Origin of the sequence: Micromonospora sp. DT178, from assembly GCF_049841695.1 — a bacterium.
GTDB lineage: Bacteria > Actinomycetota > Actinomycetes > Mycobacteriales > Micromonosporaceae > Micromonospora.
In genome coordinates, this window is the sequence record NZ_JBNCKV010000003.1 from 435,054 (window position 1) to 448,019 (window position 12,966).

Sequence of the window (12,966 nt, forward strand, 5' to 3'; positions counted from 1 at the left end):
ATCTGTGCGGTCCCAGGCGGCGCGACGCGCCGGCACTGGTCGGGCGGTCCCGGCCGGCGCGGGGCACCGGCCGGGTCGGGGTCAGGCGGCCCGGAGCGAGGGCCCGGCGGTGATGGAGCGCGAGCCGCGCCCGATCGCCACCAGCCCGGACTGGACCATCTCCTTGATCCCGAACGGTTCGAGGTCGCGCAGCAGCGCGTCGAGCTTGTCCGGGGTGCCGGTGGCCTCGATGGTCAGCGTGTCCGGCGCCACGTCGACCACCCGGGCCCGGAACAGGCCGACCGTCTCCAGCACCTGGGCCCGGGCCGCGCGGTCGGCGCGCACCTTGACCAGGAGCAGTTCCCGGGCGACCGAGACCTGCGGGTCCAGCTCGACGATCTTGAGCACGTTGACCAGCTTGTTGAGCTGCTTGGTGACCTGCTCCAGCGGGGACGACTCGGCGTTGACCACGATGGTGATCCGCGAGACGTCCGGGTTCTCGGTCTCCCCGACGGCGAGACTGTCGATGTTGAAGCCGCGCCGGGAGAACAGCCCGGAGACCCGGGCCAGGACGCCCGGCTTGTTCTCCACCAGGACGCTCAGCGTGTGCATTGTCATGCCACGACCTCGCTCCGCTCGGTCGTGCCCTGACGCGGCACGGGACTGAGCCTGATGATTCGCTCGCGTTGCTCGCTCATGTCAGATGTCATCCTCGTCGAAGGCCGGGCGGACGCCCCGGGCGAACATGATCTCGTCGTTGCTGGTGCCGGCGGCGACCATCGGCCACACCATGGCGTCCTTGCCGACGACGAAGTCGATGACCACCGGTGCGTCGTCGATGGCCATCGCGGCGGCGATGGTCCGGTCGACGTCCTCGGCGTTCTCGCAGCGCAGGCCCACGCAGCCGAGCGCCTCCGCGAGCTTCAGGAAGTCGGGGATGCGGTGCTTGTGGGTGCCGAGGTCGGTGTTGGAGTAGCGCTCCCCGTAGAACAGGGTCTGCCACTGCCGCACCATGCCGAGGTTGCCGTTGTTGATCACGGCGATCTTGACCGGGATGCCCTCCAGCGCGCAGGTGGCCAACTCCTGGTTGGTCATCTGGAAGCAGCCGTCGCCGTCGATCGCCCACACCACCGTGTCCGGCTTGCCGGCCTTGGCGCCCATCGCCGCCGGCACCGCGTAGCCCATCGTGCCGAGGCCGCCGGAGTTCAACCAGGTGTACGGCTTCTCGTAGGAGATGAACTGCGAGGCCCACATCTGGTGTTGGCCGACCCCCGCCACGTAGATCGCGTCCGGGCCGACGAGCTCGCCGAGCCGCTTGATCACGTACTGCGGGGAGAGGGTGCCGTCGGCGGGCTCCTCGTAGCCCAGCGGGTACCGGTTGCGCAGGTCGTCGAGCTGGGTCCACCAGTCGGCGAGGTCGACGCGCCGGCCGGCCGCCTGCTCGTTGGTCACCGCCGCGATCAGCTCGTCGATGACGTGCCGGGCGTCGCCGACGATCGGGACGTCCGCGTGCCGGTTCTTGCCGATCTCGGCCGGGTCGATGTCGGCGTGCACCACCGCCGCGTCCGGGGCGAACGAGTCCAGCTTGCCGGTGACCCGGTCGTCGAAGCGGGCGCCCAGGGCCACGATCAGGTCGGCCTTCTGCAGGCCGTAGACCGCCGAGACGGTGCCGTGCATGCCGGGCATTCCCAGGTGCTGCGGGTGCGAGTCGGGGAACGCGCCGAGCGCCATCAGCGTGGTGACCACCGGGATCCCGGTCAGCTCGGCCAACCGGCGCAGCCCCTCCGTGGCGCCGGCCTTCAGCACGCCGCCGCCGACGTAGAGCACCGGGCGCCGGGCGGTGGCCATCAGCCGGGCCGCCTCGCGGATCTGCTTGCCGTGCGGGTGCAGGGTCGGGCGGTAGCCGGGCAGGTCCAGCGTCGGCGGCCAGGTGAAGGTGGTGGGCGCCTGGAGGACGTCCTTGGGGATGTCGACCAGGACCGGCCCGGGTCGGCCGGTGGCGGCCAGGTGGAACGCCTCGGCCAGCACCCGGGGGATCTCCTCGGCCTCCTGCACCAGGAAGTTGTGCTTGGTGATCGGCAGGGTGATGCCCTGGATGTCCGCCTCCTGGAAGGCGTCCGTGCCGATCGAGGGCCGCGCGACCTGCCCGGTGATCGCCACGATCGGCACCGAGTCCATGTACGCGTCGGCGATCGGGGTGACCAGGTTCGTGGCGCCGGGCCCGGAGGTGGCCATGCAGACCCCCACCCGGCCGGTCGCCTGGGCGTAGCCCGTCGCCGCGTGCCCGGCGCCCTGCTCGTGGCGGACCAGGATGTGCCGGACGGTGGAGTCGTAGAGCGGGTCGTACGCCGGCAGGATGGCGCCGCCCGGGATGCCGAAGACGATGTCGACGCCGAGCGCCTCGAGGGACCGCACGAGCGAGCCGGCACCGCTGACCTGGGCCGGGGCGGGTGTGCGTACCCCCGGGACGGCCGGGACGGCCGGGGTGGCCGCGGCGCGGGCGGCGCCGGCGTGCTCGGCGTCGCTCGCGGGCTCGGCGACCGTGCGGGCCCGCCGGGCGGAGTGGGCGAGTGTCTCTGGCGTGGGTCTCGTCATGGCGGTTCAGGCCTTCGGCTGGAGTGGGTGCGGCTGTTCGAGCGGGTGACGCGGGCGACGCCCGGCGTCGATGGGTCCGACGGCAACAAAAAAGCCCTCGTGCAGGATGCACGGGGCCAGCGCACTCTCGACATGGAGAGTGCGCTCAGGTAAGTACTCGCAGCGACCGGTACGACGACATGCGGCAAGCCTGACGCATCTCACGCGATGAGTCAACTGATCCCACATGTTGGTTGACGGAGCGTCGGATTTCACCCGTCCGGGACGCTAGGAACCCCGCTCCACCTGCGTGGACCCCTGCCCGGAGGGGCGTGGGGCGGGCAGCGTCGGCAGCCGCCGGGGCGGCGGCGACGCGGGCGGGCCGGCCGGCGCCGGGGCCTGGGCCGGGCGGGCCCCCGGGGACGTGGCCGCCTCCAGCATGGCTTCCAGGTGCTCGGCCGGCACGCCCCAGCCGAAGAGCGCTCCCTGGCCGAACCGGCAGCCGGCGGCGACCACGGCGGCCAGCTCCGTCGGCGTGGTCACCCCCTCGGCGATGACCTCCAGGCCGAGCTGGTGACCGAGCCGCATGACGATGTCGACCATCGGCGCGAACGCCGGGCCGTCCCTGCCCACCGGCCGCACCGGCTCGTGCTCCGCGACCAGGCCGTGGTCGATCTTGAGGATGTCGATCGGCAGGCGGCGCAGCTGGCCGAGCGACGAGTATCCGGCGCCGAAGTCGTCCAACGCGATCCGGACACCGGTCAGCCGCAGCGCCGTCAGCCGCCGGATCAGCTCGTCCAGGTCCGTCGCGACGGCGTGCTCGGTGACCTCCAGCACCAGCCGCTGCGGCGGCACGCGGTGGGCGCGCAGCGCCTCGGCGACCTGGACCACGTACTCCGGGGCGTGCAGCTCGCGGGGCGACACGTTGACCGAGACCCAGACGTCGTGGCCGTCGGCCAGCCAGCGGGAGAGCTGGTGGCACGCCTGGTGCAGCACCCAGGCGCCCAGCTTGGCGATCATCCCGCACTCCTCGGCCAGCGGGATGAACTCGTCCGGGCCGACGTTGCCCAGCACCGGGTGGCGCCAGCGCAGCAGCGCCTCCGCGCCGACCGGGCGTACCGAGGGCAGCGACGCCACCGGCTGGAACGCCAGGCGCAGCTCGTCGCGCTCGATCGCGCCGCGCAGCTCGTGTTCCAGCGTGGTACGCCGGCGCAGCAGCTGGTCGTACGCGGCGTCGTAGCGCTCGATCCGGTTCTTGCCGCGCTGCTTCGCGTAGCGCAGCGCCAGGTCGGCGTGGCGCAGCAGCAGCTCCACGTCGGGCTCGTCCGTCCAGCCGGCCACCCCGATGCTCACCGACAGGAAGACCGGCCCCTCCGGCTGGTCGTAGGCGCGCCCGAGCACGCCGAGCAGGCGCTCGGCGACCCGGTCCGCGTCGGCGGGCTGGCCGTGCATCAGCACCGCGAACTCGTCGCCGCCGAGCCGGGCCGCCACGTCGCCGGGGCGCAGGTTGGCGCGCAGCCGCTCGCCGACCTCGGCCAGCACCGCGTCGCCCACGTCGTGGCCGCGCATGTCGTTGACGTGCTTGAAGCCGTCGAGGTCGAGCCCGAGCAGCACGCAGGGCGCGCCGGCCTCGGCGCACCGGTGCAGCGCCCGCAACAGCCCTCGCCGGTTGGCCAGCGCGGTCAGTTGGTCGGTGTGCGCCAGCTCGCGGAAGTGCGCCTCCCGCTCGGCCAGCCGCCGGGCGTAGCCGCGCACGTCGCGCAGCGTCAGGTACTGCCGGGTCACCAGGGCGAAGCCCTCCACGCTGCCGGCGACGATGCCCAGCGCGTCGAACCGGCCGTCCTGGAGCAGGTGGTACATCGCCGAGGCGGCCATGGCGAACATCGGGACGAACGCGTACGCGCCGTCGCGGCGGATCAGGTCGGTGGCCGGCCGGTCCGCCGCGTCCGGCCGGCGGGCGGCCGACGCGGCGGCGACCAGGCCGGCGGCGAGCACGCCCGCCCCGACCAGCGCCATGCCCGGCCCGGCCTGGCAGAGACCGGTGGCGATGCCGAGCCCGCCGCAGGTGACGGCGGTGGCCCCGGCGCCGGCCCAGGCGGCGCGACCGCGCGGCGGCGGGGCACGGAAGGCCACGATCAGGGCGAGCCCGGCGGTCAGGGCCGCGCTGACCGTGGCGAGCAGGATCGGCACGCAGGCCACCGGGGTGGCGTCGCCGAGCAGCCGGGTGGGCTCGGAGAAGATCACCCAACCGACGAACCAGAACGCCGTCGCCATCACCAGGCCGTCGAGCGCCAGCCGGGCGGTGGCCGCCGCCGTGGCGGCCACGCCGGGCAGCCGGAGCAGCCCGGCGGAGAAGATCAGCCCGCTGACCGCCGTGCCGATCGACACGACGCCGGCCCAGCCCATGCGCCGGTCCGGGGCGTGCCCCTCGTGCCCGGCGATGGAGAGCGCCACGGCCACCCCGACCAGCAGGGTGACCAGCGCCACCCCGGACGCGGCGGCGAGCAACGCGTACGCCTGCCGGTGCGGCCCGGCGCGGCGCAGGACGCCGGCGGCCGACAGCGCGGTGGCCGCCGCGGCGACCAGCCCGCACAGCACCGCGACCGCGACCATGCCCGGGGGGAACTGCACGTTCCAACTCTGCCGGATGCGCGCGCGGCGTGGGGGCCCGGGTGTGCATCCTTTGGGACACGGCGCGCACGGCGGCCGGCCGTCCCGGCGACGGTGTCACACTGGTGGGCATGCCTGAGCTGCGGTCGAAGACCTCCACGCACGGTCGGACGATGGCCGGCGCCCGGGCCCTGTGGCGGGCCACCGGGATGACCGACGACGACTTCGGCAAGCCGATCGTCGCCATCGCCAACAGCTTCACCCAGTTCGTACCCGGTCACGTGCACCTCAAGGACATGGGCGGCCTGGTCGCCGAGGCGGTGGCGGAGGCCGGCGGGGTGGGCCGAGAGTTCAACACCATCGCCGTGGACGACGGCATCGCCATGGGCCACGGCGGGATGCTCTACTCCCTGCCCAGCCGGGAGCTGATCGCCGACGCGGTGGAGTACATGGTCAACGCGCACTGCGCCGACGCCCTGGTCTGCATCTCCAACTGCGACAAGATCACTCCGGGCATGCTGCTGGCCGCCCTGCGGCTGAACATCCCGGCCGTCTTCGTCTCCGGCGGGCCGATGGAGGCCGGCAAGACCGTGGCGATCGAGGGCGTCGTGCACTCCAAGATCGACCTGATCGACGCGATGATCGCCTCCTCCAACGAGGCCGTCACCGACGACCAGCTCGGCGAGATCGAGCGGTCGGCCTGCCCGACCTGCGGTTCGTGCTCCGGCATGTTCACCGCCAACTCGATGAACTGCCTCACCGAGGCGATCGGCCTGGCGCTGCCGGGCAACGGCTCGACGCTGGCGACCCACGCCGCGCGCCGGTCCCTCTTCGTCGAGGCCGGCCGCACCGTCGTGAAGATCGCCAAGCGGTGGTACGACGGCGACGACGCCTCCGTGCTGCCGCGCGCCGTCGCCAGCCGGGCCGCGTTCGAGAACGCGGTCGCCCTGGACGTGGCGATGGGCGGCTCGACCAACACGATCCTGCACCTGCTCGCCGCCGCCCGCGAGGCCGAGCTGGACTTCGACGTCGCGGACATCGACGCCGTCTCCCGCCGGGTGCCCTGCCTGGCCAAGGTCGCCCCGAACTCCCCTCAGTACCACATGGAGGACGTGCACCGGGCCGGCGGAATCCCGGCCATCCTCGGCGAACTGGACCGGGCCGGCCTGCTCCACCGGGACGTGCACGCGGTGCACTCCCCCAGCCTGGAGCGCTGGCTCGCCGACTGGGACGTCCGGGGCGGGTCGGCGACGGCGGAGGCGGTCGAGCTGTTCCACGCCGCCCCGGGCGGGGTGCGCACCACCGAGCCGTTCTCCACCACCAACCGCTGGTCGTCGCTGGACACCGACGCCGCCGGGGGCTGCGTGCGGGACCTCGCGCACGCCTACAGCGCGGACGGCGGGCTGGCCATCCTGCACGGCAACCTGGCCCCGGAGGGCTGCGTCGTGAAGACCGCCGGGGTGCCCGAGGAGTGCCTGACCTTCCGGGGCCCGGCCAAGGTCTACGAGTCGCAGGACGACGCCGTCGAGGCGATCCTCAACAAGCGGATCGTCGCCGGCGACGTGGTGGTGATCCGCTACGAGGGGCCGAAGGGCGGCCCCGGCATGCAGGAGATGCTCTACCCGACCTCGTTCCTCAAGGGCCGGGGCCTGGGCCGCTCCTGCGCGCTGCTCACCGACGGCCGCTTCTCCGGCGGCACCTCCGGGCTCTCCATCGGGCACGTCTCACCGGAGGCGGCCTCCGGCGGGCTGATCGCCCTCGTCGAGTCCGGCGACGAGATCGTCATCGACATCCCGGGCCGGTCGATCGAGCTGAACGTGGCCCCCGACGTGCTGGAGGCCCGCCGCGTCGCGCAGGAGAAGCGCGACAAGCCGTACACCCCGGTCGACCGGCAGCGGCCGGTGTCCGCGGCGCTGCGCGCGTACGCCTCGATGGCCACCTCGGCCAGCGACGGCGCCTACCGCCGCGTCCCGGAGTAGCCGCCGCGGCGCGTTCGCCAGTGTCTCGTCACGCAGCCTTGACCGGGTGATCCGTGCTCCCTGGGGCGGTGGTGGTCGCCGAGCCGGTCCGCGGGCGAAGGGCCGTACGGGCGCTTTCGAGCTGAGTCGTTTGTGACATCAGGCGAGGCGTCCGGGCCGCGCTGTGCCACCGAACTGCGATGAATCGTCTACGACATCAGCTCGGCACGTGCTCCGTGGGCACCCGCTTCCGCTCGTCAGCGGAGGCGGGTGCAGACGGGCCGCCGCACCCGCGAGGCCGGAAGGACCACCCGGGGAACAGGGTGCCTTCTGCATCAGCGCGACGCCACGGCCGGGCAGCACGACGGTCCGGGCGTACCGGATGGCGGCCGGGGTGTCGGGGAAGACCAGGCCGTCGCGGCGCAGCCGGTCGGCGACGCCGAGGGTGGCCAGCACCTGGTCGTGGCCCGGGTGGATGCCGGAGAGCAGCACGGTGATGCCGCGTTCGGAGAGCCGGAGTATGGCGTCGCCGAGCACCTGTGCGCCGGTGGCGTCGAGGGCCGTCACCCGGGACATCCGCAGGATCACCACGCGCACGTCGGCCACGTCGGAGAGTTGGAGCAGGAAGTGGTGCGCGGCGGCGAAGAAGAGCGGGCCGTCCAGCCGGTAGGCCACGATGTGGTCGGCGAGCAGGGCACGCTCCTCGGCGCTGTGCTCGCCGGGGTCGAGGGCAACCTGTTCCACCCGGGCCGTGCGGGCCACCGCGCGCAGGGCGATCACGATCGCCACGCCCACCCCGACCGCAACGGCGGTCACCAGGTCCAGGGCCACCGTGACCGCGAAGGTGAGCACCAGCACGAGGGCGTCGCCACGCGTGGCGCGGGCCAGCGCCCAGAGCGACCCGGCCTCGACCATCCGGACGGTGGTGGCCAGCAGGACGCCGGCCAGGGCGGCGAGCGGGATCCGGCCGACCAGCGGGGCGGCGGCCAGCACGATCCCGGCGAGGGCGACGGCGTGGGTGAGCGCGGCCAGCTTCGAGCTGGCGCCGGCGCGCACGTTCACGGCCGTACGGGCGATGGCGGCGGTGGCCGGAATCCCACCGAACGCCGGTGCGGCGAGGTTGGCCAGGCCCTGGCCGAACAGCTCGCGGTCGGGGTCGTGGCGCTGGCCGACGGTCATCCCGTCCGCCACGGTGGCGGAGAGCAGGCTCTCCAAGGCGGCCAGCGCGGCGACCGCGAGGGCGGAGGGCAGCAGGACACCGACGGCGTCGAGGTCGACGAAGCCGAGCGAGGGCGCGGGCAGGCCGGCGGGCAGGGCGCCGATGCGGGCCAGCTCGACCGGGGTGGTCTCGGCCAGGACGGTCGCGACGGCCACCCCGAACAGGGAGAACGGCCAGCCGGGACGCCAGCGGGCGCCGAGCAGCATCACCGCCGCGACGCCGAGGGCCATCGCCACCGGGACCGGCCGCGGGTCCGCGATGAACCGGGTGACCGCGTCGGCGGCCACGGCCCAGACGCGGTCGCCGTGCGCGTCGGTCACCCCGAGCGCCGCCGGCACCTGTTGCAGGGCGATGACCACCGCGATACCGGCGGTGAATCCCTCGATCACGGGGACGGGGAGGTAGTGGACGTACCGGCCGAGGCGGGCGAGGGCCAGCGCGATCAGCACCAGCCCGGCCAGCGCTCCGACCATCAGCACACCGGTGGGGCCGAACTGCTGGACCACCGGCACCAGCACCACGGTCATCGCCCCGGTCGGCCCGGAGACCTGGAGGTGGGAGCCGCCGAAGACGGCGGCGACGGCGCCGGCCACCACCGCCGTCACCAACCCGGCCTGTGCCCCGAGCCCGGAGGTGACGCCGAAGGCCAAGGCCAGCGGCAGCGCCACCACCGCCACGGTCAGCCCGGCGAGCAGGTCACGCCGGGGCGAGCGGCGGACGGCCTGCCAGTCGGCGCGCGGCGGCAGCAGCCCGAGGAAGCGCTCGCCCAGCCCGAGTGCCTGGCTCACCGCTGCGTCCCGGAGGAGCGCAGCTCGTCCAGCAGCGCGTCCCGGTCGGTGAGGACCGCGCCCAGGATGCGCCGCCCGGCGGCGAGCAGGTCGGCCACGTCGGGGGTGCTGAGCGCGTACATCACGAGGGCGCCCTCGCGACTGGAGGTGACCATGCCGGCCCGGCGCAGCACCGCGAGCTGCTGCGACAGGTTGGACGCCTCGACGTCGATGGCCGCCAGCAGGTCGCGGACCGGCTTCGGCCCGTCCTGAAGCAGCTCCAGCACCCGGATCCGTACCGGGTGGCCGAGGGTGCGGAACAGCTCCGCCTTCGCCTGGTAGAGCGGTACCGACACGTCAGCCTCCGTCATGCGACCCACATCCGGTTGCCAACTTTAGCACTTGCAAAACTCTTCAATTGGTGCGCAACGGGGTGCCCGCGACGGAGATCTTGGTGCGGTGCGGCCCCTGCGGGGGCGGTATCTTGCCAAGATCTCCGTCGCGGCTCCCCGGCCGCGCGAACACCTCAGTCGGCGACGATGTCGCTGACGTGGCGCAGGACGGGGCGGGTGGTCAGGGCCGCCGGGGCCAGTGGGGCGTTCGTGCGCACCGTGAACGTGGTCGACTCGCCGGGTAGCAGGGTGACCAGCGCCTCGTCGATCTCGGCCGCCGGGTCGAGGCGGTCCGGGAAGAGCGTCAGGTCGCGCAGGACCGTGCGGGCGGTGACCCGGACCCGGTGCCCGCCGTCGACCGGCTCGACCGACGCGTCGTACCCGGCCGGCGGCCAGTCGGCGTCGCGGTCCTCGGCGAAGAACCAGAGCGCCCGCTCGGCCGTCCCGCCCGCGTCGGCCACCAGCAGCTCGCGGCGGGCCTGCTCCGGCCGCGCCAGCTCCGCCGGCAGCGCCAGCTCGATCCTGGCGTACGCGGGGACGTCCAGCTCCAGCGTCGTCTTGGCCCGGGGCTCGCCGGTCAGGGTCAGCCGGGTCACCGAGGCGGTCGCCCGCCACGGGGTCGCCCCGTCGTTGACCCCGATCAGGGCCAGGCCGCCCGCGCGGGGCTGGACGGTCAGCAGCCGGTCCGCGTACGCCCGGCGCAGCGCGTACCACAGCGGCTTGCGGCGGCCGTCGCCGTCGACGGCCGACCACGAGGTCACCGGCCAGCAGTCGTTGAGCTGCCACACGATCGTGCCCGCGCAGACGTCCCGGTGGGAGCGGAAGTGCTCCACCGCGAGCTGGATCGCCCGCGCCTGGTTGAGCTGGGTCAGCCAGTGCCAGTCGTCGAAGTCCGCCGGTGGCGGCAGGTGGGCGTCGAGCCCCCGCCGGAGCTTGGCGTCTCCGTCGATCGCCTTCTGGTGGTGCGCCATGCCGGGCGAGTCGGGTGCCAGGGGCTCGTCCGACAGCGCCCGGCGCAGCGTCGCGTACGCGGGCGGGGCCTGGTAGCCGAACTCGGCGACGAAGCGCGGCACGTACTCGCGGTACTTCGTGTAGTCGTCGGTGTTCCAGACGTCCCAGATGTGCGTCGTGCCGTGCGCCGGGTCGTTGGGGTGGATCTCCTCGCTGCCCGACCACGGGCTGCCCGGCCAGTACGGGCGCGTCGGGTCCAGCTCGGCCACGATCCGGGGCAGCAGCTCCAGGTAGTAGCCGCGCCCCCAGCTGCGCCCCGCGAGGGGCTCCTGCCAGTCCCAGTCGTGCCAGCCCCAGATGTTCTCGTTGTTGCCGGTCCAGAGCACCAGCGACGGGTGCGGCGCCAGCCGGACCACCTGCTCGGCGGCCTCGGCGGCCACCTCGGCGCGGAACGGCTCCTCCTCCGGGTAGGCGGCGCAGGCGAAGAGGAAGTCCTGCTGCACGAGCAGCCCCAGCTCGTCGGCGAGGTCGTAGAAGTCGTCCGACTCGTACCGGCCGCCGCCCCAGACGCGCAGCAGGTTGACGTTCGCGTCGGCGGCCTGCCGGAACCGGTGCGCCAGCCGGTCCCGGGTGATCCGGGTGGGGAACGCGTCGTCGGGGATCCAGTTGACCCCCCGGACGAAGACCGGGGTGTCGTTGACGTGCAGGGCGAACGGGGTGCCGTGCGCGTCGGGGGCGGTGTCGAGGCGTACGGAGCGGAAGCCGATCCGGCGGGACCACGTGTCGAGTGGGCGGGCGTCGGCGTCGTACAGCGTCACCTCCAGCGGGTGGCGGGCCTGGTCGCCGTACCCCCGGGGCCACCACAGCGCCGGATCGCGGACGGTGAGGGTCAGCGCGGCCGTGCGCTGCCCGGCCGGAATCGTCGCCTCGGCCCGCGCGCCGACGACGGTCGCCCGCACGCTCAGCGGCGCGTCCCCGGCCCGCTCGACCTCGACGTGCAGCTCCACCCGACCGTCGCCGGCCTCGACGGTCACCAGGGGACGCACGACGGCCAGCCGCGCCGTGGACCAGGCGTGCAGCCCGATCTCCTGCCAGATGCCGGCGGTGACCAGGGTCGGCCCCCAGTCCCAGCCGAAGTTGCAGGCCATCTTGCGGATGAACGGGAACGGCTCCGGGTAGGCGTTCGGCCGGTCCCCGAGCCGGTCCCGCTGCGCCTCGGCGTAGCGGTAGGCGGAGTCGAAGCGTACGGCCAGGGTGTTGGACCCCGCGACCAGCCGCGACCGGACGTCGAAGCGGTGGCCGCGGTGCATGTTCTCGGCGCGGCCGACCTCGGCGCCGTTGAGGGTGAGCGTGGCGACGGTGTCCAGGCCGGCGCAGACCAGGTCGACCCGCTCGTCGTCGCCCGGCTCGTGGCGGAAGGTGGTCTCGTAGACCCAGTCGGTGCGCCCGATCCAGGCCAGCGCCTTCTCGTTGTCGTCCAGGTACGGGTCGGGGATCAGGCCGGCGGCGAGCAGGTCGGTGTGTACGCAGCCGGGGACGGTGGCCGGCACCGCGCGGCCCGCTACCGCGGGCGGCACCTGCGGCCCCGGTACCGCCCGCAGGGTCCAGCCCTCGTGCAACGCTTGCCGGATCACGACTTCACCGCACCTTCCATGATTCCGCGGACGATCTGACGGCCGCCGACGAATAGCATCACCAGCAGCGGGAGGGTGGCGACCAGGGCGCCGGCCAGCACCCGCCGGTACAGCACGTAGTTGCCGCTGGCGAGGTCGGAGAGGGCGACCATCGAGGTCGGGTAGTCGGTGCCGCCGAGGGTGATCAGCGGCCACTGGAACTCGTTCCAGGTGGCGACGAAGGTCAGCAGGCCGAGCACCGCCATGGCGGGCCGGACCGCCGGCACCACCACGCTCCAGAAGATCCGCATGGTGCTCGCGCCGTCCATCCGCGCGGCCTCGACCAGCTCGTCGGGGACCGCGTCGAGGATGAACTGCCGCATGTAGAAGACGCCGAACGCGGTGACCAGGCCGGGCACGATCACCGCGAGGAGGGTGCCGTTCCAGCCGCCCTCGCCGGGCATCCGGCCCATCAGGATGTAGAGCGCGACGACGCCGAGCTGGTTCGGCACCGTCATGGTCAGGACGACCATGACCATCAGCGCGTTACGTCCCTTGAACCGCAGCTTGGCGAAGGCGAAACCGGCCAACGAGCAGAAGAAGAGCACCGACGCCGTCACCACCGACGACACGATCACGCTGTTGCCGAGCGACTGGAGGAAGAACACGTCCTGCATGGAGAAGACCTCCCGCAGGTTGGTGACCAGCTGACCGCCGGGCAGCACCTGGGGCGGGATCTTCGCCAGCGCCTCGTCGGTGTTCGTGGCGATGACGAACATCCAGTAGAGCGGGAACGCCGAGAACGCGATCACGACGCTCAGGAACAGGTAGGTCCAGACGGTGCCGGGCATGTGCTGCGGCGCCCGGCCCGTCAGCGCCGCCCGCCGGGAGTTCGAAACCTTC

General features: G+C 73.4%; 8 protein-coding genes. 1 reads left to right on the top strand and 7 read right to left on the bottom strand.

Features of this window, described 5'->3' with window-relative positions; genetic code table 11:
- Positions 1-81 precede the first annotated feature (81 nt).
- From ilvN to ACLQ22_RS08640, 3 genes are all read right to left on the bottom strand, one after another.
- Positions 82-597 (bottom strand): acetolactate synthase small subunit, encoded by a 516-nt coding sequence (ilvN, locus tag ACLQ22_RS08630; RefSeq protein ID WP_089001623.1) that lies wholly within the window; start codon positions 595-597, stop codon positions 82-84.
- Positions 598-678: 81 nt separating this feature from the next.
- Positions 679-2,574, bottom strand: coding sequence for an acetolactate synthase large subunit (locus ACLQ22_RS08635; protein ID WP_425691754.1), 1,896 nt, complete (start codon positions 2,572-2,574; stop codon positions 679-681).
- Between the two features lie 267 nt (positions 2,575-2,841).
- The gene (locus ACLQ22_RS08640; RefSeq protein WP_425691806.1) at positions 2,842-5,166 is read right to left on the bottom strand and encodes a putative bifunctional diguanylate cyclase/phosphodiesterase; all 2,325 of its coding nucleotides are present in this window, start codon (positions 5,164-5,166) and stop codon (positions 2,842-2,844) included.
- Between the two features lie 128 nt (positions 5,167-5,294).
- Between ACLQ22_RS08640 and ilvD the strand changes: the two genes are divergently transcribed.
- Positions 5,295-7,142, top strand: a complete 1,848-nt coding sequence (gene ilvD, locus ACLQ22_RS08645) for a dihydroxy-acid dehydratase (RefSeq protein ID WP_425691755.1) — start codon at positions 5,295-5,297, stop codon at positions 7,140-7,142.
- A gap of 138 nt (positions 7,143-7,280) precedes the next feature.
- Here ilvD and ACLQ22_RS08650 read toward each other — a convergent pair whose 3' ends face one another.
- From ACLQ22_RS08650 to ACLQ22_RS08665, 4 genes are all read right to left on the bottom strand, one after another.
- The gene (locus ACLQ22_RS08650; protein WP_425691756.1) at positions 7,281-9,128 is read right to left on the bottom strand and encodes a SulP family inorganic anion transporter; all 1,848 of its coding nucleotides are present in this window, start codon (positions 9,126-9,128) and stop codon (positions 7,281-7,283) included.
- Positions 9,125-9,463: an ArsR/SmtB family transcription factor gene (locus ACLQ22_RS08655; RefSeq protein ID WP_089003636.1), complete on the bottom strand. Its 339-nt coding sequence runs from the start codon at positions 9,461-9,463 to the stop codon at positions 9,125-9,127. Before ACLQ22_RS08655 ends, ACLQ22_RS08650 begins: the two co-directional genes overlap by 4 nt.
- A gap of 170 nt (positions 9,464-9,633) precedes the next feature.
- Complete coding sequence (locus ACLQ22_RS08660) at positions 9,634-12,084, bottom strand: glycoside hydrolase family 2 protein (protein ID WP_425691757.1); 2,451 nt, start codon at positions 12,082-12,084, stop codon at positions 9,634-9,636.
- Positions 12,081-12,914, bottom strand: coding sequence for a carbohydrate ABC transporter permease (locus ACLQ22_RS08665; RefSeq protein WP_366640194.1), 834 nt, complete (start codon positions 12,912-12,914; stop codon positions 12,081-12,083). Before ACLQ22_RS08665 ends, ACLQ22_RS08660 begins: the two co-directional genes overlap by 4 nt.
- Positions 12,915-12,966: the final 52 nt, after the last annotated feature.

Excerpts from the sequence above, each read along its gene's own strand:
- ACLQ22_RS08665 (WP_366640194.1), bottom strand. The coding sequence starts at position 12,914 with ATGCCCGGCACCGTCTGGACCTACCTGTTCCTGAGCGTCGTGATCGCG.
- ilvD (WP_425691755.1), top strand. The coding sequence starts at position 5,295 with ATGCCTGAGCTGCGGTCGAAGACCTCCACGCACGGTCGGACGATGGCC.
- ACLQ22_RS08640 (WP_425691806.1), bottom strand. The coding sequence starts at position 5,166 with ATGGTCGCGGTCGCGGTGCTGTGCGGGCTGGTCGCCGCGGCGGCCACC.
- ACLQ22_RS08635 (WP_425691754.1), bottom strand. The coding sequence starts at position 2,574 with ATGACGAGACCCACGCCAGAGACACTCGCCCACTCCGCCCGGCGGGCC.
- ilvN (WP_089001623.1), bottom strand. The coding sequence starts at position 597 with ATGACAATGCACACGCTGAGCGTCCTGGTGGAGAACAAGCCGGGCGTC.